At 30.1% G+C, this 21,715-nt stretch carries 16 protein-coding genes and 1 pseudogene; 1 reads left to right on the forward strand and 16 read right to left on the reverse strand.

Annotated features, from left to right (window positions below; genetic code table 11):
* Nucleotides 1-500: 500 nt before the first annotated feature.
* From CLOCEL_RS12915 to CLOCEL_RS12970, 12 genes are all read right to left on the reverse strand, one after another.
* On the reverse strand, nucleotides 501-731 hold the full coding sequence (locus CLOCEL_RS12915; RefSeq protein ID WP_010075561.1) for a hypothetical protein: 231 nt from the start codon (nucleotides 729-731) through the stop codon (nucleotides 501-503).
* Nucleotides 718-1,815 carry an aldose epimerase family protein gene (locus CLOCEL_RS12920; protein ID WP_010075562.1) on the reverse strand — a complete coding sequence of 366 codons (1,098 nt, stop codon included), beginning with the start codon at nucleotides 1,813-1,815 and terminating at the stop codon, nucleotides 718-720. Before CLOCEL_RS12920 ends, CLOCEL_RS12915 begins: the two co-directional genes overlap by 14 nt.
* A 594-nt stretch (nucleotides 1,816-2,409) precedes the next feature.
* The gene (locus tag CLOCEL_RS12925; protein WP_010075564.1) at nucleotides 2,410-3,219 is read right to left on the reverse strand and encodes a response regulator transcription factor; all 810 of its coding nucleotides are present in this window, start codon (nucleotides 3,217-3,219) and stop codon (nucleotides 2,410-2,412) included.
* Between the two features lie 3 nt (nucleotides 3,220-3,222).
* Nucleotides 3,223-4,851 carry a sensor histidine kinase gene (locus tag CLOCEL_RS12930; RefSeq protein WP_242655161.1) on the reverse strand — a complete coding sequence of 543 codons (1,629 nt, stop codon included), beginning with the start codon at nucleotides 4,849-4,851 and terminating at the stop codon, nucleotides 3,223-3,225.
* Nucleotides 4,852-5,029: 178 nt separating this feature from the next.
* Complete coding sequence (locus CLOCEL_RS12935; protein WP_010075566.1) at nucleotides 5,030-6,298, reverse strand: extracellular solute-binding protein; 1,269 nt, start codon at nucleotides 6,296-6,298, stop codon at nucleotides 5,030-5,032.
* A 233-nt stretch (nucleotides 6,299-6,531) separates the two neighbouring features.
* Nucleotides 6,532-8,118, reverse strand: coding sequence for a glycoside hydrolase family 43 protein (locus CLOCEL_RS12940; protein WP_010075567.1), 1,587 nt, complete (start codon nucleotides 8,116-8,118; stop codon nucleotides 6,532-6,534).
* Between the two features lie 71 nt (nucleotides 8,119-8,189).
* The gene (locus CLOCEL_RS12945) at nucleotides 8,190-9,215 is read right to left on the reverse strand and encodes a sugar ABC transporter substrate-binding protein (protein WP_010075568.1); all 1,026 of its coding nucleotides are present in this window, start codon (nucleotides 9,213-9,215) and stop codon (nucleotides 8,190-8,192) included.
* 55 nt (nucleotides 9,216-9,270) lie between these two features.
* Entirely contained in the window at nucleotides 9,271-10,302 is a 1,032-nt protein-coding gene (locus CLOCEL_RS12950) for an ABC transporter permease (RefSeq protein WP_010075569.1), read from the reverse strand.
* 2 nt (nucleotides 10,303-10,304) lie between these two features.
* On the reverse strand, nucleotides 10,305-11,798 hold the full coding sequence (locus CLOCEL_RS12955; RefSeq protein WP_010075570.1) for a sugar ABC transporter ATP-binding protein: 1,494 nt from the start codon (nucleotides 11,796-11,798) through the stop codon (nucleotides 10,305-10,307).
* Between the two features lie 1,163 nt (nucleotides 11,799-12,961).
* The gene (locus tag CLOCEL_RS12960) at nucleotides 12,962-14,920 is read right to left on the reverse strand and encodes a X2-like carbohydrate binding domain-containing protein (RefSeq protein ID WP_010075571.1); all 1,959 of its coding nucleotides are present in this window, start codon (nucleotides 14,918-14,920) and stop codon (nucleotides 12,962-12,964) included.
* Between the two features lie 805 nt (nucleotides 14,921-15,725).
* Nucleotides 15,726-16,250, reverse strand: a complete 525-nt coding sequence (locus tag CLOCEL_RS12965; protein ID WP_010075572.1) for a 3-isopropylmalate dehydratase small subunit — start codon at nucleotides 16,248-16,250, stop codon at nucleotides 15,726-15,728.
* A gap of 15 nt (nucleotides 16,251-16,265) precedes the next feature.
* A complete protein-coding gene (locus tag CLOCEL_RS12970; protein ID WP_010075573.1) occupies nucleotides 16,266-17,552 on the reverse strand; it encodes a 3-isopropylmalate dehydratase large subunit in 1,287 nt (428 codons plus the stop codon).
* A gap of 573 nt (nucleotides 17,553-18,125) precedes the next feature.
* Between CLOCEL_RS12970 and CLOCEL_RS23540 the strand changes: the two are divergent.
* Nucleotides 18,126-18,446 (forward strand): annotated as a pseudogene (locus tag CLOCEL_RS23540) (substrate-binding domain-containing protein); the annotation flags it as partial.
* Nucleotides 18,447-19,399: 953 nt separating this feature from the next.
* Here CLOCEL_RS23540 and CLOCEL_RS12980 read toward each other — a convergent pair.
* From CLOCEL_RS12980 to CLOCEL_RS23785, 4 genes are all read right to left on the reverse strand, one after another.
* Entirely contained in the window at nucleotides 19,400-20,062 is a 663-nt protein-coding gene (locus tag CLOCEL_RS12980) for a hypothetical protein (protein ID WP_242655272.1), read from the reverse strand.
* 256 nt (nucleotides 20,063-20,318) lie between these two features.
* Nucleotides 20,319-20,633 carry an RHS repeat-associated core domain-containing protein gene (locus tag CLOCEL_RS23875; protein ID WP_081446454.1) on the reverse strand — a complete coding sequence of 105 codons (315 nt, stop codon included), beginning with the start codon at nucleotides 20,631-20,633 and terminating at the stop codon, nucleotides 20,319-20,321.
* The gene (locus CLOCEL_RS23780; protein ID WP_010075576.1) at nucleotides 20,609-20,890 is read right to left on the reverse strand and encodes an RHS repeat-associated core domain-containing protein; all 282 of its coding nucleotides are present in this window, start codon (nucleotides 20,888-20,890) and stop codon (nucleotides 20,609-20,611) included. The genes CLOCEL_RS23875 and CLOCEL_RS23780 overlap by 25 nt, the downstream gene beginning before the upstream one ends.
* Before the next feature lie 34 nt (nucleotides 20,891-20,924).
* Nucleotides 20,925-21,689, reverse strand: a complete 765-nt coding sequence (locus tag CLOCEL_RS23785) for a hypothetical protein (RefSeq protein WP_010075577.1) — start codon at nucleotides 21,687-21,689, stop codon at nucleotides 20,925-20,927.
* Nucleotides 21,690-21,715 lie beyond the last annotated feature (26 nt).

Consider the following 21,715-nt stretch of genomic DNA (forward strand, 5'->3'; position numbering starts at 1 on the left):
CGAGAATATTAGTTTTGTATTATTTATCGATATAGTTTATTAAAATGTAATATTGGAATAATTATACCATAATCAACAATAAACATATATTGTACAATATAAACAATTATTTTTGTAATATAGACAAATTTTTACCATATATTAGCCAATTACTTTATCATTATTTCTATATATCCGTTGTAATTTATCCATTCTTCATCATATTCTTAAATTGACAAATTAACATCAAAAAGACTAATCTTAATGAGAGATTAATTATAATCTCTTTACCTAAAATTAGCCTAATTTACAATTATCAAATATAATAATAGTTCTTGGTTCTACTGAATTCCTTCACAAAAGTAAAACTTAATTTTTACACATAAATCATATAGCTTTTAGCACTTTCCATCAAATCAACGCGGTCAACTATAATTGTATCATTTTCACTAGTGATAGATTGAATATAAAAGGGTTCAGTAATAACTAATACCTCTTTTTCATATTGATACATTTCATTTTCATACAACGCCTAAATATCTAACGATTTTTGAAAAAGACGTAATTTTATTACAATAATATTTATTAATATCATTTTCTATCTTTAATATAATATTAGGCGCAAAGATTCCCCTGTAAATTACGTCCTCTAATATTTTTGATTGTTTCTTAACTATTTCAGCTAAATTCCCAGTTATTAAATTGCCTTCTATATAGATATCAAAATTTAGTTTTTCCTCAAAAGTATGCATCCTGAATTAATACATCATTACCATTTTCTCTAATAGAAAATTTATAAATAGTTGTATAATTATAATGTGCTTCTGCTTTTAATATCGATGATGAAAGATGATTGTGCTTTAATAAATTAGGAAAATATTGAGTCTCCAAGCATAGTCCAGAATTTCTAAAATACTTTGAACCATCTTTCCCATGTTCCAATACATTAAGATAATTTCCAGAATAAAATTGTATCCCAGGCTTTGTGGTATATACCTCCATAACTCGACCACTATCTTCGTCAAAAACTTCTGCTGCTTTTTCTGGACTTTTGCCACTGACATTTAGAATATAATTATGATCATAACCATGTCCATTTATTATTTGTTCATAGTCACTAAATATCTCAGACCCTATAACTTTCTCCTTCGTAAAATCCAAAGGAGTTCCAATTACATTTTTAATTTCACCAGTAGGTATACTCTCCTCATTTATTGCAGTAAACTTGTCTGCATCAATTTTCAATTTATGATTTAAAATATTTCCTGATGAATGACCAGATAAATTAAAATATGAATGATTTGTCAAGTTTACCACTGTATCCTTATCAGATACGGCAAAATAATTAATCTCAAGAGCATTATCATCGTTTAACTTGTATCTAACTTTAACTTTTAGATTTCCTGGATACCCCTCTTCACCATCTTTACTAATATAAGACAGTTCAAGATATTCACCTTGTCCATACATTACTATTTCTGCATTCCAAAGAACCTTATGAAATCCATTAATTCCACCATGAAGATGATTTTTCCCTTCACTGCTAGTTAATTTGTATATTTTTCCATTTACCTCAATAGTAGAATCTTCAATTCTGTTAGCATGCCTACCTATAATAGCTCCAAAAAATGGAGGGTTTTCGATATATCCTTCTAGACCTTCATAGCCTAATACAAGATCATCAATCTTACCATTTTTATCCGCAACTATTAAAGAAACAATTATACCTCCAAAATTAATTATTTTAACCGACATATTGTTATTATTACTTAAAGTAAAAATATCAACATTCTCCTCCTTTGATGTTTTTCCATAAAAATCTCTTATAATACTCATCATAATATTTCCTTTCTACAACAGCCTAATTTAAATAATATTATTTTATAAACTACTTATTTCTTGGAACTTATCTTTTAAACAGTAGTATAGTAATGAAAAATCGACGTAAACGTTTTCAATAATTTCTATACTGTATCTTCTATCTTTATTAATGCTTTATTTTCAGTGTATTTTTATAACTTATATTGTCCAAGTTCATATTCTAAATAATCACATTGCTTTTTTGTTCTTTATTACATCTTAAAGTAGCATGCATTAAAACTCTATCATTTTCATCTAATGCAACTAATCCATGCATTTGTGCCCTTAGTCTGATTTCACTGATATTTTCTGCTTTAACCTAACCTTTGTCTAAGATTTCTTTTAGCGATTCTTTAGTTTCATTCCATCAATCTTCTGCGAATTGTTCTTACCACCCATCATTTACATAGCTTACCCATAACTTTTAGAAACACTATTAATTTGCATATATGATATTTGCGCTCTCTTTATGAATCTGCTCACAATATAAAAACATAATAGTTACTATATCTTTACTAATAAGAAAATCAGTGCATGCTCTTGTATTTTTAGTTTGTCCATCATCTGTAGCTATGATTTAATCAATGTTTTCTTAAATTCTTTTATAGAACTACCAGTATACTTTTTAAAACAAGTACTAAAGTAATTTGGATCATCTATACCTATTTTTCTAGCTATTTCACTTGATTTCGCATCTGAGTTTTTAAGCATATCCATAGCAATTTTCATCCTTACATTAGTAACATACTCTGAAAAATTATTGCCAGTTTTTAATTTAAATATCCTGCTTAAATAGCTTGAATTAACATAAAAATGTTCTGATACAAATTTTAATGATAAATCAACATTGGATATATTCTTTAATATAAATTTCTTTACATCTTCGATATTTAATGCTTTATCTTCATATTTTTCATTTTCATTTAAATTCACAATATCCCCAAAGGTACTTAGTCTATCTTTAGCTTGTCTATAATCCTTTTCCTTTAATCTTTCATTTAATATGCTCTCTTTCAATTTTAAAACTGTTTTTTTTAATTCATCGTCATTTATAGGTTTAAGTATAAAGTCACTTACTCCAACCTTTATAGCTCTTTTAGCATATTCAAACTCATCATAGCCAGTTATTACAACAACTTTAATATTGGGATACTTATCTAAAATATAATTACTCATATCTAGTCCATCAGTTGAAGGCATACATATATCAGTTAAAACAATATCTGGTTGATTTTCTTTTATTATTTCTATAGCTTCTTCTGAATTAGAAGCTTCTCCTATTATCTCAACACCAATTTTGTTCCAGTCTATGCAATTTTTTATTAGATTTCTAATTAAATATTCATCATCGACTGTAATCATCTGTATCACATTATTCATTAGTTAATTCACTTCCTTTTTATGAATTTTAATTATTATTTTAGTTCCAACATCTTTTTCACTTTTAATAATAAATTCGCTCTTAGCACCATAAAATACTCTTAGCCTTTCTTTTGTAGCTCTAACTCCGATCCCAGAAGTTCTGCCGTCCATAAGCTCTTTAATTTTTGATTCATCTATTCCACAGCCATTATCTTCAACACTCAGTACAATCTTCTCCCCTTCTTCATAGGTAGAAATTTTTATCATTCCCTTTTCTACTTTACTTCTAAGCCCATGATAAATAGAGTTTTCTACCAAAGGTTGTAACACTAACTTTATTATTTTAAATTCATTGCAGTTTGGATCTAAGTTATATTGGACGTCAAACTTATCATTATATCTTATATTTTGGATTACCAAATAACTCTTTATAGTATTTATCTCTTCTTCAATTGTTATTACATCTCGCCCATTGCTCAAACTTGTTCTATAAAATGTTCCTAAAGCTTTTACAATCTGATATACCCTTTTATTTTCCCCTGATAATGCTAGGGAACTTATGGAATCGAAAGTATTATATAAAAAATGAGGTTTTATTTGTGACATCAACAAATCTAATTCTGCCTTCCTTTTAAACAACTCATCTTCTCTTATTTTATCTAAGAGGAACTGAATATTTTGAACCATAATATTATATACTTTCTTCAGTTCTCCAACTTCATCATTGTAGGTTTTTCCCTCAACAATTTTAAACTCTCCATTTTTTACATCTTTCATTGACTTATGAAGTTTTGTTAAAGGCTTTGTAATCATGTTTGATATTCCAATTGCGCCAAAGACAATAAGTAAAAGACTAATGCTTATAAAAACTACCATAAAATTTTTTGTATATTTTGATTGTTCACTTAATTGACTATATTCACTGATACTAATTAAATTCCAATCATACTTTTCCATTTTTATATTTGATATAATGTAATCTTTGTAATTCAAATTTTTAATAACAAAGCCTTTATTTTTAGCAGAATATTTTTCATTTTCTGCCACTTTTAATATATTTTCTTCTATATCGGGCTTTGTTATAACTTCACCATTTTCATTTTCTATAATTAATTTGGTGCCATATTGATTGCTTACCTTTACAATATAATCGTAGAAGGCATTTTCATTAATATTTATAATTAATACTCCTACCTTTTCTTGAGTATTAATATCATTTATTATTCTTATAAAAGAGACATATGATTCATAATTACCCGTCTTATTATGAAACAATCCCCCTCCATTTAGCTTTAAGATATAACCACCATTTTCATTTAAAACTTCGTTATACCACTCCATATTTCTAATTTGATCAACTGTAAAGCTTTTATAAGTATTATTTTCAGAGTAATATTTATTGCTGTAATTATCTAATATATATATAGATGCAATATATGGGTTGAAATTTGTAAACTGAGAGAGATATTTATTAATATTATTTTGAGCCTCTAAATCAGACTTAAGATTAGTGTTTTTTAAACTATTTTGGACATCATCACTAGATACGATCATTTTCGAAGCATTAGAAACATTATCAATTATTAGGTTTATACTTGCTTTTGTACTTTCTAAAGCTTCGAAGGAACCTTGCTTTATTTTTTCCGTCATATAAGTTCTATTAATTTTCCCATAGGTAAAGTTAAGTACTAAAGTTGCTATTATAAAAATTACTGAAAAATATATAATTATCTTTAAACTTATTTTTAAATTTAAGTATTTATTTTTTAAGCTAGTAAATATATCTCTTAATTTAAAAATATTTAATCTACAAATCATAGTTTTAATTTTATTCCTCCAACTTTTTCATTTCTTCAGCAAATTCCTCAGAACTTATCTTTTTCTGGAATAACTTATAGACTAGCTCCTTGTGCTTATTTCCTTTTTCTTCACCTAAGTATATATCCCAATATAAAAGGTATTTTCCATTCTCAGTCATCTTTCTTAATTCCTTAGAAAGTTTATTTACATTTGTTTCATCATAATCGTATTTCCAAGCAGGCAAACCTGAACCAAACTCATAGTAATTTTTCGAGAGATTTTTACATATAAATTTTATAGCCTGAACAGCTTCATCTTTATATGGTGAGTTGGTGCTTACCATTAAATAGTCAACAGCTCCACCTAAAAACTCATTATTATTTCCTTTACCATCTGTCATTATAGGAAAAGTTTTAACCATAATTTTATCTTTTATTAAAGAAGTTTCCGCTTGTATTTCTCCTGTGAGCCAATTTCCTGTAAAATACATTGCTACTTTTCCTTGTTTAAAAAACACTTCCGACTCATCTCTCATAGCCCTTATGTTTGACTCATCAAATGCCTCTATATCTATAAGTTCCTTTAATCGATTAGCTGCATTTAAATATATATTACTTTTATCATTACCTGAAAGTGCACTCTTACAACCTTCTATTCCTCCATCTCTAAGAGCTAAAATATCATAATATAAAGTACCAGTCCATTTATCTTGCTCACCAACTAATAGTGGAGTTATACCTTTTTGTCTAAAAGCCTTTACAACATCTAGAAATTCATCGTAGTTGTCTGGTATTTTAATGTTTGCTTCTTCAAACAATTGAGTATTTATATAAAATGTACCTACAGAAAAAGTAAGAGGAAGTCCATATATTTTATCATAATAAGTTACATTGCTTAACATACCCTCATTAAGTTCATCCATTACACTATTATCTAAATATTCATTAATAGCTAGCACTTTCCCCGAATCTATTAATGGTTTAGAAAAATTCCCACCCCATGAATAAAATATATCTGGTAATTCATTAGTAGCAAAGGCAGTCTTTAATTTTGTTTTATATTTTTCATTTTCAACGCTTTCAACCTCAATTTGAACATTAGGATTATTTTTATTCCACTGATTTATAATGTCTCCAATAATAATTGAATTATTATCCTGAGATCTTTGTGCCCATATATGCCACATCTTAAGTGTTATTTTTTGACTTTTACTGAAATTGTTTTCAGTGTTTTTATAGCACCCTTGAAGACTTAAAAAAAATAATAATATTAAAAACACTGAAATTAACTTTTTCATGCAATCACCTCAAAGATAATATAATGGTTTTTAACTAACTTTATTTATATAGTAAAACATTATATATAAATTATTCATTATAGATATTAAATATTAAATATTAAATATTTAATTTATTAACGATCTAGTTCAAATTTAAATTGGATTTTTCTTATCTTTGTTCACTTAGTAAAAACTTAAATATGACTAAAGGCAAGGATTTTAAATATAAAAATTCCCTGCCAAGTGTCAAGTTAGTAAATCTCTTTATAAGTAAAATAATCAAAGTCAGCAGCTATACCTGTACCTGTTGCATCTTGACAGCAAATTCCAACAAATGCACCCGTGAAGAATCCTTCTCCTCTGATATAGTCATCAGATAGCTTATTTGAATCAAAAGTTATAGGAATCTCAACCCATAATTTTTCATCAAAGGAATATAAGAATCTATAGTTCTCTCTTCTAACTTCCACTTTAAAATGAACTGTCTCTAAATCTTCTGGAACCACTATTTTTTTATATTTAAGCGGCTCAGTAAATTTAAAATTATCACATTCAATTAAGTTGATAATTTTCCCAACTTCTTCATCATGGGTAACATTAATATATACCCAATTTTCAGTATTATAATAGCATACTAGCCCAGCCATTTGTTGAAAACTAGTAGGATTAAATTGTAAACCTGTTATTGCATCAAAATTAAAACTTTGCCATCTTCTTGAAACATGAGCTTGTAGGAATTTTGAAGTTAAAGATTGTTTTCCACGAAGTCTTAAGTATCCTTTTCTTTCCTTCAACGTCATCACTGATTCATCTAAAGGAACTCTTAACGTCTGAAAGTTAATATTTAATTGATCTTCTTCAAAATCATCTCTTTCAGGATAGCTCTTCTCCCATTTAACTTCCTCCATTTGTGGCGCTTCAACATATAATGAAGGTTCATTACCATTAGCTACATATGGCCAACCATTCTTCCATTCAATCTTTTGAATAGCTGTTTCTCTACCTAATGGACAACATCCTCTTTCAGTTAAAGGTCTGCCTACTAAATGTGCTAAATACCATTCATCTGTATGGGTATGAACTAAGGAGGCATGTCCAGCTTTTTGTAATGGATTAGTTGGACTATTCCAAGATGTCAAAATTGGATTTTCTGGATGAAGTTCATATGGTCCCATAATATTCTTAGATCTTGCAACTGTAACTGCATGCTCATATTTAGTTCCACCTTCTGCAACCATTAAATAATAATAACCATTTATTTTATAAATATGAGGTCCTTCAGTAAGCTTTATTTCTGTACCTTTGAAAATAACTTTTGATTTCCCAATGAGTTTTTTCTCTTCGTGACTATATTCTTGAATCATTATCCCATAAAACGGATGATTTACTTCTCTATGATCCCATACCATGTTTAATAAATATTTCTTACCATCATCATCATGATACAAGGATGGATCAAAACCTGTACTATTTAGAAAAATAGGTTCACTCCAATCTCCTGTAATAGTATCACAAGTTACTAAATAATTTAAACTATCTTTCCATGCTCCTGATAAATGCTTAACATCAGTATATATTAACCAAAACAGATTATCCGAATACGTTAGACAAGGTGCCCAAATTCCGCCTGAATCAGGATTACCAATCATATTTAATTGGCTCAATCGATCCAAAGGTCTTTTTATTAAGTTCCAATTTTTTAAATCCTTTGAGTGATGTATTTGTACTCCTGGAAACCATTCAAAGGTTGATGTTGCAATATAATAATCTTCTCCAACTCTACATATAGATGGGTCTGGATTAAAGCCTTTCAAGATAGGATTTTTGATTTTATTCATTATATTGTTTTCCTCCTAACTTTGTAAAATAAAGAGGAGTTTAAGGAAAACTCCTCTGATATTACAAATTATTATTTTGTTTCAGTTGTAAACTGTTTTTGCTTTTCTTTTCCGTACTCAACTATTTGATCTGCTGGTATCCATTTTACTGGTACTGGGTAGTTGTCGTCAATTTTCTCCCCTTTGATCTGCTTATCTAATACATCGATTACAGTCTTACCGATAGCATAAGAATCTTGGTCAACTATACCTGTAATTAACCCACTTTCTACACCATTTTCCCATGTTGGAGTATAGTCAAAACCAAAATGATATATTTTACCAGCTTTGTTTTGAGATTTAATAGCTTCCATTACACCTGTATCAGGACCTTCAGATCCTAATGAGAATACAGCAACCATATCTTGATTTGCAGTAATTTGTCCTTCTAATTGCTTTTTAGACTCTGCTGCTTGATCATTATCTTGTATTGGTTCTAACCATGTAAAGTTAGCAGCATCACTGCCCATAGCTTTTTCAAAGCCTTTCTTTATACCTTCTTGTCTATAAGTCATAGTAGTTTGAGTTAAATTTACTGCAGCTAAAGCAATTTTACCTGTTTTAATTCCTTTAGATTTTAAATATTCACCTGCTTGTTTACCAAGTTCTTCTCCTGCCAATTTATTATCAGTTCCTACATAAGCAGTTCTATTATCCTTGGTTTTTACATCAGCATCAAAAGTTACAACTGGAATATCTTCATCTTTTATTTCTTTAACCTTCTTATCAAACATATCTGGATCCATTGGTGAAACTGCTATTCCTGCAGCATCATTTTGTATAGCTTCATCTAAGAAACCTAAATGCTTTTCATTCTTTTGAGACTCATTTGAAGGTGAAGTTTTGAATACTAAATCATAGCCTAACGCATTAGCTTCATCTTGAGCTGCTTTTTTCATTGGCGACCAATATGCTCCTGTATCAACTATTGGCACAAAATAAAGTGTTTTGCTATTACTTGATGAATCTCCTTTTGTTTCCGCCTTTTGCCCACATCCTGCAAATATACTTCCTGTTATTAACACAACTGAGATAATTGCAATAATTCTTTTTTTCATTATAAAGTCCTCCTACAATTTTAAATATATAAATTCTAACTAATTATTTAACTAATTAAATTTTTATCTTTAATGTGCTGTTCTTCCTGTAAAAATCTACAATTACAGCAACTGCTATAATTCCTCCAGTAACAGCTTGTTGTATAAATGTATTTACACCCATAATGGCAAGTCCACTTTGGAAAACTTGTATTGTAAGTATACCTACTATAGCTCCGCCTATAGTACCTATGCCGCCCCCGAACTGTGCTCCTCCAATAATTGCCGCAGCCATAGCAAATAAATCTATACCACTTGCTTCACTTGGCGCTCCAACATTTAAGTTCGACATCAATAATAGACCTGCAAGTGCAGCTAAACTTCCTTCTAGCGCAAATACTTTTATAAAGTGTTTATTTACATTTATTCCAGATAATCTTGCTGCTTCTTTATTTGAACCTACAGCATAACAATAACGTCCAAATCTTGTGTTTTTCATCACAAATGCCATTAGTATAACTATTAAAATAAATATTACGGTGTTAGAATGTACTAACTTTGTTCCAATAGTTGTGTTTGAAATATTATAAAACCAATCTGGAACCCCTTTAATATAAATTCCATTTGTAAGGAATAATATTAATCCTCTTATAAGATAGCTTGTACCCAAGGTAAGTATAAATGGTTCTAATTTAAACTTTGAAATTAATGCTCCATTAAACATACCCCATAAAGCACCTATTGCTAAACATGCTGCTATAACAATAACTGGATTAAATCCTTGTACAGACATATAAGCTGCTATTGTTCCTGAAAAAGCTGCTATTGCTCCGATAGAAAGGTCAACTCCTCCAGTAATCATAATCATTGTAATAGCAACCGTGAAAATTCCAACAGTAGGTATTTGTCTTAAAAAGTTACCTATATTTGCACTACCTAAAAATTTAGGGCTAAGTCCTGAAAAGACTACTATTAAAACAATAAGCACTAAGAAAATTGAGTACTTCATAAATAATTCTTTAGGATTTAATTTATTTAAATTTTCAACGAACAATTTTTTTGATTTTTTAACAAATACATTTGATTTATTATCTATATTTTGATTCATTTTTAATTAGCACCTCCAACAGTAGCTAATGCCATTATTTTTTCTTGGCTAGCTTCTTGTCTATTAAGTTCTCCTGTTATCCTACCTTCACACATAACATATATTCTGTCAGACATACCTAAAAGTTCAGGAAGTTCTGAGGATATCATAATTACAACTTTATTTTTTCTTATCAAATCGTTCATGATATGATATATTTCAGCTTTGGCCCCTACATCTATCCCCTTAGTAGGTTCATCAAAAATAAACACCTCTGAATTTGTGTTTAACCATTTAGCTAATACTATTTTTTGCTGATTTCCTCCGGAAAGAGTTCCAGCCATAACATCAAGATTAGCTGTCTTAATAAGTAAAGCTTCCCTAAATTTATCTCCAGTTTCTTTTAAAACTTTGTGATTTAATAAAGAGTTGTTTAAATTGGTAATGTTGATATTATCATTTACACTCATAACCAAAGATAAACCTTGTTTTTTTCTATCTTCTGTTAAAAGACATATACCATTGCTTATTGCATCTTCTGGAGATTTTATTTTTACCTTTTTGCCATTTACTTTTATTTCTCCCTTACCAATCTTATCAGCTCCAAAGATTAACCTCATAACCTCCGTTCTACCTGATCCGACTAGCCCAGCAAATCCTAAAATCTCCCCTTTCCTTGCTTTAATATTAATATCTTTAATTCTTCCACTGACATCACCTAAACCATTTATTTCCAAAACTACTTCTCCTGGTTTAAAGAACTCCTTCGGAAATAAATTTTTTAATTCCCTCCCAACCATCATATTTATCAGCACTTCTTGACTTATCTCCTTAATATTGCAGCTACCAATAAGAGTACCGTCTCTTAAAACTGTTGCTCTATCACAAATTTCAAAAATTTCTTTCAATCTATGGGATATATAAATAACTGCTACCCCTTGAGATTTCAGGTGATTTATAACCTCAAACAAACTAGCAACATCTTTATTTGAGAGTGACGTTGTTGGTTCATCGAAAATAATTATATTCGCATTCAAACTTATTGTTTTAGCAATCTCAACCATTTGTTTTTTGGCTGTCTCTAAATCTGAAATTAAATCTGTAGGTTTAATATCTATCCCTAATCTCTTGATTATTATATCCGTGTCGGAATATAATTTTTTGTAATCAACAATTCCCAATGCTTTGTTTTTATATGGTAACCTACCCATAAACACATTCTCTGCAACAGTTAAAGCTTCTGATAAATTTAATTCCTGATGAACAAATCCAATTCCTAGTTCTGCAGCCTTACTCGGATTAATGAAGCCACATTCCTTATCTTCAACGTAAATTTTTCCTTCGTCTTGTTTATGAACTCCTCCAAGTATTTTCATTAAAGTTGATTTTCCTGCACCATTTTCACCTAAAAGTCCATGCACCTCTCCTTTTCTAACTTCTAACCCTGCACCTTTTAATGCATAAACCCCTGGAAATTTCTTGTGTATATTTTCCATCTTTAAGAACACTTTACTCACTTCTTTACCACCTCACCCTTCCAAAAAACGTTTTCATGTACTCTATTTTAAGACATCCTGCTAGCAAATAACATATAATAACTTTACACATACCTTTAAAATTTTTACTTAAGAATGCTTTTCCTTAGTACATCTTTAAACGTTTTCATGTATTCATTTTAAAACATTCTACTAGCAAATAATATATAAAAACTTTACATGCACCTTTAAAATTTTTACTTCTTAAAATCATTTTAACTTTATTGACAAATATTAAAGTTTTAACAAAATAAATGCTTAAGGATAATTGAATACCACTTACTTTAACTTAGATTTAGCAAGTACCCTTGAGCCATACAATATTATAGTTTCTATATCCATTTCCTTGAAACTATATTTATACGTTTATCTTATTAATTCTTTCTAATCCTATACCATCTACGGTCTTTCCCTCTTCTCCATCAGTCTTGATTTAGCTATCTTAACTGACATTTTCAATTATGATTCTTTGCAAATTTTCAATAAAATAGGAACTGTTACACTAGCAATTAAAATTGCTAGTGCAGAGTTCCTTTTTGTTTCATATTATGAAATTTAAGAAATATTTATATTAAAACTATAAACAAGTGAATCTACAAACAAACTTTACCATGTAAAATTCAAATAAGTTATACTAAGCTATTTTAAATATCTTGAAAAACGTTTCAATAGAGTTTCCTAGATTAGCTTGATTAAAACTCCAAGATACTTATTCTTTTTTTGATTCATTTCTTGCGCTCTTAAGTCCACAACTGAAATTTAATGTGCCGTCACTTACTTCTAACTTGATACTGGTTTAGTCCAAGATGTTTTTTAGTTTCTCTAAAAGAAGTTCCTATTGGCCGCCTATGTTTATAATGATCTAATAGTTCTTCTGTAGTAAGAGTTGTATCTAGAGTTATAAATGCACTTAAATACCCTTCCTTAAAAAGAGCTCCTTTAGATCAACAAAGAGCAATCAAAGAATTCTTAGCATCCGTTAAGCTTACCCCTATATGTGTAGACATAGAAAAACCTAGAAATAATGAGTTTGAGCTGTCTAGTTTATTAAGGAAAGGGCACCACTGAGCTCTCGCCCATGCTGGGCACACCTAAAAAAGCAAGCCAGAAAATTTAATTTAACTGGCTTGCTTCTACTAAAATAATTATTTAACTACTGGTAGGCTTGTAACTGTTCCCAATATATATTGCTTAAAGATAGCTAAATCTATTGCATTTACTTTGGAATCTTGATTTAAATCTACCTTCTTTAAAGTGTCCTCAGATAAAGTAGAAAGACCTAGAAGATATTTTTTAAGCAATGCAAAATCTATTGCATTAACAACTTTATCTCCGTTAACATCTCCGTAGATAATAGTTGGAGTAGGTCCGCCCACTGGAGTTGTATCACCTATTGCAACAGTGAAAATAGGATCAACACCGTTGTTATAATCAAGAGTAAGCTTTATTGTTCCTGTAGCTTGGCTTGCTAAATAACTTTTCTTAATTACTAAAGTATTACCGCTTACAATATAGTCTGTTCCAGCAACTAATGTAGCTGTACCATTCTTTATTGCAGCAAGAGTATTACTTTGTGGGCTTAAAGTAATAGTAAGATCTGCTTGTTTTTCAATATTTTTATCAAAAACTGCTACTGTTGGTGATATTGATGCACTTTGTGCTGATTCTGGACCATAAATTCCAATTTCGAAAATTGAGTACGGCCAACTATAGTTATATCTTGCCATTCCATAGACTCTTACATAACGGCCTGAACCTGTTAAACTTATATCTTCAGTTTGTCCTTTTCCACTGTATGAAGTATATATGTCAGTCCATGTGTTTGCATCATCAGAAACTTGTATCTTATATTGAGTTGCATATGCAGCTTCCCATTTTATTATTACTCTATTTATTTCTTTCTTTTCACCAAGATCTATATAAACCCAGTTTGGATCAGAAGCACTTGATGCCCATCTTGTACCAAAATCGCCATCAGTAACATTGCTTGCGCTATATGTTGTAGATTCTGCAGATGAAGCAGTTGCTGTTTTACCAGCAGCTAAATTTCCAGCCGGTAACGGTTCTTTTGGTAATTCTGGAAGAAGATTTCCTAAAATTGATGCAGGTCTTTTTGCAATATTCTTAACACTATATGTATCTGTTATAGCAACTTCTAGTCCCCAATCTCTTAGGGTAGCAAAAGTTCCATCTGTAGTCATATCTAAGAATGTTTGAGGGTTGTTACCAGGACCCCATTCCCATGCTAAATAGCCTACTTGATTTTTATAACATTGTTCCATTATAAGTTTATATGGGATCTTACCAGACTCTGTAGCTTCCCACTGATTACCGAATTCTCCAACTATTAAAGGTAAATTCATATTTACTGATTCTGCAATTTCATTTACTACTTCTTGATCTGTATGTCCATACATATATGGCCACCACATATGCACTGAATACATAAGGTTTTTGTCAGGGTCAACAGAGGTTAAATATGGTCCACAGGCTTGAAGCACGTTTATATTTTGACCCCAAGTAGGTGCATCAATGATTAAAGGTACATGTATGCCAGCTGCTCTCATTTGCTTTACTGATGTTTCATAGTTAATTTTGAAATCAGCTTCTGTTACATTACCATTACCAACTTCGTTACCGATGTTGACTAATAGGTATTCTTGGTGTTTCTTGATTACATTTACTACTTCTGGTTTTATCCAGTAGTTTATAAGGCTTGGTAACTTTGACATTTCACCAGTTGCATCATGAAGTTCAACTATAGGAATCATATGCTCTGCACGGCAATTACTAATAGCAGTATCAAGTTCTGCTGCTGTTCCATCCATAGTCCAAACAATTCTAACAGAGTTTGCTCCAGTTTTAGCTATTTCCTTAAAAGATGGGTCACCATCTTTATCTAACCAAATGACCATTTTATTTAATCCATAAAGGATTACCTTTTCCCCCGTATTATCATATAGAAATCTTCCTTCAACTCTATATCCTGGATGAGTTTCATCCACTGCTGCAAAAACTTGATTAGTCGGTATCAGCGTAAATAATAGCATTGCAAACACTGATACAAATAAACATTTCATTACTTTTAAGCAATATTTGTTCATTGTTCAAATCCCCTTCTCTTCTTTAATGATTTTCATAAAAATTTAGATCATAAAATTCATCTACCCCTCAGCTCTCCCCTGGCTAATAGTGTTGTAGATTTTACCTAAAATAAAATACTTATAATTTAATGAATACCTCCTTTCCTTAAGTACAGTTTTAATCTATAAAATTTATAAATTAACCCCTTGTGCTTATCAACTAAAACAACATATCTTACAAATAGAAAAACTCCAACACATCTGTTTGCTCTTATCTTTAAAATTGATTATATGTATATCGATGATATAGAGTAAATTTTCTTTTTATAAAAACTTATTTTATGACACAATAGGTTAAATTATCAAATTAAGTTATTAACTATTAAACTTTTACAATGTTTATTAAGAAAACCATTAATTATGTAAGTTATGGTATACTATTTCATAATATCACATCAATTACATTAATACCATATTACCAAGGTACTATTTTAACTTTATTTTAAGCATTTTTAACTTTATTTTAGGTGTTTTTGACTTAATTTTGAATATTTATAGCCCTATTTTATATATTTTTAATATTGTTTTTAATATAAATAGCTCAACCATAAATATATTCAACTTAATTTTAAATATCTTTAACTTAAATTTAGATATTACATAAGTTCTTTTCCTTATCCTTTCTAATGTATTTTCATAAACCTCTAGCTTCTCTTTAATTTCTTAGTCTCTTATTATTTCAAATTATTAACATTAAAAGACCTGTAGATATAGTTCTACAGGTCCTAAAAATAAATTACAATATATTAAATTAAATAGCTACAAATTAATAATTTTTATCAGCGTAACCTACCCAGCCGCCTTCTTTAACAAGAGTCTTGTCAAATCCACCAACTTTAAAATCAATTTCATCTGATTTTTCTGATGAAGTTACTATAATCTTATCATTATCAACGTCAATTGTTATTGAAGCATCTTTACCTGCATAATTATCGAAAAGATATTGAATCGTGTCTGATGGTAATTCTATCGCAAACATACCGCAGTTATACATGTTTTGTCTAAATATTCTAGCAAAGTTTTCTGCTATGACAACATTAATACCATTAACTTCTAAAGCCCATGGAGCATGTTCTCTAGAAGATCCACAACCAAAGTTTGCTCTTGTTACAACAACAGCTTTGCCTTCAATATCTTCTTTGTTATTAAATGTTGGAAGAGACAAATCTTCTAATAAATAAGGTTTTAATGCCTCTTTAGTAATTTCAGTAAGATACTTTGCTGGAATGATTTCATCAGTATTGATATCACTTCTATCTAAAAATAAAACTTTTCCGCTAAATTCTTTCATTTTTCCCTCCACTACCTAAGCTTTATAAATTTCTGAATTTGTTATTTTTCCTTCTATGGCTGAAGCTGCAGCAGTTGCAGGACTCATTAAATGAACTGTACCACCCTTACCCATTCTGCCGTTAAAATTACGGTTTGTTGTAGAAGCACAAGATTCCCCATTAGCAAGAACCCCATTACTCATACCAAGGCAAGCTCCGCATGTTGGATTTGTAACACAGAAACCAGCATCTTGGAAAATTTCAATTAATCCTTCTTTTAATGCTTTAGAATATATCGCTGGAGTAGCAGGGCTTACAATTGCACGAACATCATCACTTATTTTCTTACCTTTAAGAATACTTGCAGCAATTCTAAGATCTTCTATACGTCCATTTGTACAACTACCGATGTAAATCTGATTTATTGGTGTTCCAGTCATTTCACTTACAGATTTCACTTGGTCTGGTTTGTATCCAAATGTAACCATTGGTTCTAAGTTTGTAACATCATATTCTAATACTTTTTCATAAGAAGCATCTTCATCAGAAACCCACTTAGAGTATTCTTTTAAAGCTTCTTCCTTTGAACTGAATTCATCTTTTATGAAATCCCATAAGTATTCAACAGTTGTCATATCAGGGTAACATATTCCACAAGTACCACCAGCTTCAATTGCCATGTTACATAATGTCATACGTGATTCCATTGACATTGCATCGATTACTGGACCAGCAAATTCTATAACCATATTAGTTGCACCGTTCACAGTAAGTTCTTTAATTATGAAAAGTATAAGGTCTTTTGCATAAACACCTGGTTGTAAAGTTCCGTTAAGAACGATTTTTATTGTCTTAGGGAAATGGAATGCACAAACTCCTTTTAGTATTCCAACTTCAAGATCAGTTGTTCCAACACCAGCAGCAAAAGCACCAAATGCTCCATGAGTACATGTGTGGGAGTCACCCATGATAACAGTGTAACCTGGTCTTACGAATCCTTTTTCCGGGAATATCGCGTGACATACACCGTTTCTTCCTATATCAAAAAAGTCTTTGATTTCATGTCTCTTAGCCCAATCACGTAATATTTTTCCTTGCTCAGCAGTTTTTGAATCCTTTGCAGGTGTTACGTGATCTATAACAGCCTTTATTTTAGTAGGATCAAAAACTCTATCCATTCCTCTCGCCATAAGATCTGTTATCGCAATTGGAGTAGTGATTTCATGACAGAAAACTCTGTCCAATTTTAAAACATGCGTATCAGGAAACGGCATACCCACCCTGTGTGCATCAAATATTTTCTCAGCTATCGTTTTACCCATATGCTTCTCCTTTTCTTCTTTATATTACAAATTTATCAATTAACGCTTTTTATTAAAAAAATCACGATAAATTTATTTCTTTGTCTAAATTATATATCTTTTTTTTAAAATTTAAAAGTAAATTTAGATAATTTTATTAATATTACAAATATCAAACGCAAAAAATGATAAGAAATCAATTTAGATTTTAATTGTCACTTATACATTAAACAATATCGTAGAAATTATATAACTCTGCCTCCATCTACAACTCTAATAGAACTGGTTAAAGCTGTTCCTAGGGCTGCTGTTATAACTGGAGATGTTAATCAAGGTGGTACTCTTCAAGGAAAGATTTTAGTCAATTCTTGGACTACTAATAACAAAATTATAGATAAAAATAAAGATACTGTATTACAATACGTGCTGTTACAAGGCCCTTTCGATTATATAACTACAATTTCAAAAACTAAATACTTACTTAGGTCACTTAATGAAACAAGGATAAAAACTCAACAACTTTTATCTACTAATTGTAATTGGAATAAGGAATATGCAAGGATAACTATTTAATCAACATTTCTTACTCTCGGTGATAAAATTAAGGCTATAATTGCCAACAATGATGAAATGGCAATAGGCACCATTGAAGCACTTCAAAAATATAGGTACAACAAGAGTAGTACTCTGAAACTTATTCCAGTGGTTGGTATTGGGGGTTCTATTGAAGACAAAGAATTAATGGATAAAGGTATTATGACAGGCACTGTTATCGAGGATCTTCCTGCTCAAGCAAAGGCAATTTATGATGTAGGAATGAATCTAGTTTTAAGGAAAAGCAGTATATATGGAACAAACTTAAAATTTGATGAGTCTGGTATAACTATTAAAATACTGCCCATATCAGGATTATAGTATCTACTACTTTGTAAATAGTGTAATCCAGTCGCTGTATCATATCTATACCCTCTATATCTATAAAAATTCTTAATACCTGCAGTGTCTTTCATTGTTTCATCAATAGGTATAAGCTTACCCCAACTGTCATATAAATAGCTTATTACTTGAGTGCCTGTTTGGTCAAATATGCCTGCTATATCTCCTTGAGCATTTCTTATCTAATGATATTGGTTCATGGAAACAAGTTTACCTGAACTGTCATAAATATAATCTATATTATCTGTACCATTATTTTCGTTAACAGCTTTATCTCCATCAAGGTGATACTTTGTTGTAACCCCATCAACAGTTTTTTTAGTTCTTTTTCCAGAGTCATTACATTTATAGGTTATATTTTTACCATTTCCACTGATACCTGATAGTTATCTTCTAGCTTCCCATGTATATGTATATCCATCATAAGTTAATGGGTTACCTTATATTATCATAACCATCAAATTGAGCAAGCTTGTCCTTGCAATTTGTATCCTGATAGCTAATTATAACTTGCTACTACTGTCCCTAAAACGGCTACTGTTGTATACTGATACTGAGCTTTATTAAGTATATTTCAACCTGAATCATATGAGTAATTTATAGTTTTATTTAAGAATTAATTATCTTCACCAATCACTTCCTTTAATTTACTATAATCAAAAGAACTACGTAAAAACGTAGTTCTTAGCATATTTATTTAATTTTCTCTCAAGTGCCACTTCCTAAATCCAAATGGTTGAGGTTACTCATACCTTATATAAAATTAAATAAATTTTGTAATAAGTACTCCACTAAAATATACATTTAGCGGAGTGCTTGTACTTGGAAACTTTTGTTCTCCCCGGGGGTGCTAGTCAGGATTTTACTACTGACGTGCAATCAACTTCCATATTATGTAAATATAGTTCCACCATATTTCACATATTTTAGTCTCATAATTTTATTTTATAAATCACACTTAATAAGTTCAGTATTAATATTATGATTGTAACATATATAGTTCCCCTTAATTTGGAATTGTTTCTTTTTATTGTATCATCAAGACTATCTGTTATCATAATATCTGACTTTACATTTAATAACAATTCACACACGTCCACACATAAATGATTATATTCTTCTAACATAAAATGAAAAGCATAAATTAAGAAAGTTATCACAGAACCAATTATAACAGCCGTTATATTCATATGTGTATCAATATTGTATGAGATAACCATTAAAAGCATTAAAATAATAATGCTGCCAACTTCCATTATGTTTAAAATATTAGATATATATGCTGTATCTGCAGTAATATATCCTATATCTATTTCTTTCTTAAATGGTTTTTTTATTTTATACTTACTTATTATATTATGATTATTATCATTAATAATATCATGCTTAATTGTATCATATATCCATTTATAATACTTTCCTATAATCAACCATGTGGCGCATAAAATTATACTACCATTACCAACGATACAATAAAGCACAAATTCAATACTTTCTAGACCTATATCTAAACATATATAATAAAGAAATACATTAATCAGTATAGTAATTACTAATATAATGAATAAAAAACTTTTGTTTTTTTTCAAAAACATAGTCAACTTCGATACCATCCATCCACCTTCCCGTCTAAAACATCAACTACTAATGAGAAGATACCTCCTGCACCATTAAAACAACTAAAAAATACTGTTACAACTTGATCGATTTTATTGTTAGTTATACTTTTAATTGTTATACCTAACCCTGCATAAATACCTCCAATACAGACTACTAAAAGCTTTAAACTATTTCTAATTAATGCTTTTGTTGCATTCTTAGCTGCCTTTTTAAAACCCCATTTAAAGAGTCCTACAATTCCGCTCCAATCATTGGATTAATGCAAATAAAGAAATTTATAATAAAACTAAGAATCGCAACAGGAAATGCAAGGTTACCTGTAGGATCTATGTTCATTATAGGGTTATTAGTACAATAAGCAAACAAATTTGCCCCTAACAAAATGCCAGATGTCAGGTTCAGAATCGAAGAATCGTCTTCATTAATGAATCTTTGGATTTCTGGGTTATAATATCTGCTTTGTAAATAGTATAATCCAGTATCATATCTATATCCTCTATATCTATAAGGATTCTTAACACCTACAGTATAAATGCATCTATATATTTTGCTGCCTTCTCAACTGACATTTGAAAATAACCAGTTGGATCACTATTAATAGGATTTTTGCTACAATAAGGGAACAAATTTGCCCCTAACAAAATGCCAGACGTCAGATTCAGAATCGAAGAATCGTCTGCATTTATAAATCTACCCATATCAGAATTATAGTATCTGCTTTGTAAATAGTATAATCCAGTCTCGTTATCATACCTATATCCTCTGTATCTATAAGGATTCTTAACACCTACAGTGTCCTTCATTGCTCCGTCAATAGATATAAGTTTACCCCAACTGTCATATAAATAAATAACTTACTACTTGAGTGCCTGTTTGGTCAAATAGACCTGTTATATCTCCTTGAGCATTTTTGATATAATAATATTCTACACCATTTAAGTTCATACTTACAAGATTATTTGTACTATCATAAGTATAATAAATGCTGTCTGTACCATTACTTTCAAAGGTTACTCTGTCATCTACAAGATGATAATTTGTTGTAACTCCATTTACAGTCTTTTGAGTTCTTATTCCATCATCATTGTATTTGTAACTGATATTGTTGCCATTTCCGCTCATGGATTGTAACTGTCTTCCTGCCTTCCAAGTGTATGTCCAGCCATTATAAGTTAATGGGTTTCCTATAGCATCATATGTGATGGCATTTCCATTGAAACTCGTTAACTTATCCTTCCAGTTAGTATCTCCATACACATAGGAGTTAGTTTTAGTGGCTGTGGTTGGTGTTCCTGTAGTATAAGCATATTCTGTCTTGCCAGTTATATTTCCGCCAGCGTCATATGCATAAGTTATTGTTTTGTTTAAAGCCTGATTATCTTCCCTCTTCAATTCATTAAGCTTATTGTAATAATAGCTTATTATCTGTCCATTTTGAGTTATGGTTGCAATATTACCATTTTTATCGTAGCTGCAATTTATTGCGTTACTGTTATTATTAATAGAACTTATAGTATTTGAAGATGCTCCATTTATCCCTGCTGCATAGCTTAATGATGTCGTGTAGTTTGCTGTGCCTGTATTTACAACAGTGTTTGACAACCTACCTATTTCATCATAGTTTAAAT

The organism is Clostridium cellulovorans 743B, assembly GCF_000145275.1.
Taxonomy (GTDB): domain Bacteria; phylum Bacillota; class Clostridia; order Clostridiales; family Clostridiaceae; genus Clostridium_K; species Clostridium_K cellulovorans.

Excerpts from the sequence above, each read along its gene's own strand:
- CLOCEL_RS12915 (WP_010075561.1), bottom strand. The coding sequence starts at position 731 with ATGCATACTTTTGAGGAAAAACTAAATTTTGATATCTATATAGAAGGC.
- CLOCEL_RS12920 (WP_010075562.1), bottom strand. The coding sequence starts at position 1,815 with ATGAGTATTATAAGAGATTTTTATGGAAAAACATCAAAGGAGGAGAAT.
- CLOCEL_RS12925 (WP_010075564.1), bottom strand. The coding sequence starts at position 3,219 with ATGAATAATGTGATACAGATGATTACAGTCGATGATGAATATTTAATT.
- CLOCEL_RS12930 (WP_242655161.1), bottom strand. The coding sequence starts at position 4,851 with ATGACGGAAAAAATAAAGCAAGGTTCCTTCGAAGCTTTAGAAAGTACA.
- CLOCEL_RS12935 (WP_010075566.1), bottom strand. The coding sequence starts at position 6,298 with ATGAAAAAGTTAATTTCAGTGTTTTTAATATTATTATTTTTTTTAAGT.
- CLOCEL_RS12940 (WP_010075567.1), bottom strand. The coding sequence starts at position 8,118 with ATGAATAAAATCAAAAATCCTATCTTGAAAGGCTTTAATCCAGACCCA.
- CLOCEL_RS12945 (WP_010075568.1), bottom strand. The coding sequence starts at position 9,215 with ATGAAAAAAAGAATTATTGCAATTATCTCAGTTGTGTTAATAACAGGA.
- CLOCEL_RS12950 (WP_010075569.1), bottom strand. The coding sequence starts at position 10,302 with ATGAATCAAAATATAGATAATAAATCAAATGTATTTGTTAAAAAATCA.
- CLOCEL_RS12960 (WP_010075571.1), bottom strand. The coding sequence starts at position 14,920 with ATGAACAAATATTGCTTAAAAGTAATGAAATGTTTATTTGTATCAGTG.
- CLOCEL_RS12965 (WP_010075572.1), bottom strand. The coding sequence starts at position 16,250 with ATGAAAGAATTTAGCGGAAAAGTTTTATTTTTAGATAGAAGTGATATC.
- CLOCEL_RS12970 (WP_010075573.1), bottom strand. The coding sequence starts at position 17,552 with ATGGGTAAAACGATAGCTGAGAAAATATTTGATGCACACAGGGTGGGT.
- CLOCEL_RS12980 (WP_242655272.1), bottom strand. The coding sequence starts at position 20,062 with ATGTTTTTGAAAAAAAACAAAAGTTTTTTATTCATTATATTAGTAATT.
- CLOCEL_RS23780 (WP_010075576.1), bottom strand. The coding sequence starts at position 20,890 with ATGAAGGACACTGTAGGTGTTAAGAATCCTTATAGATACAGAGGATAT.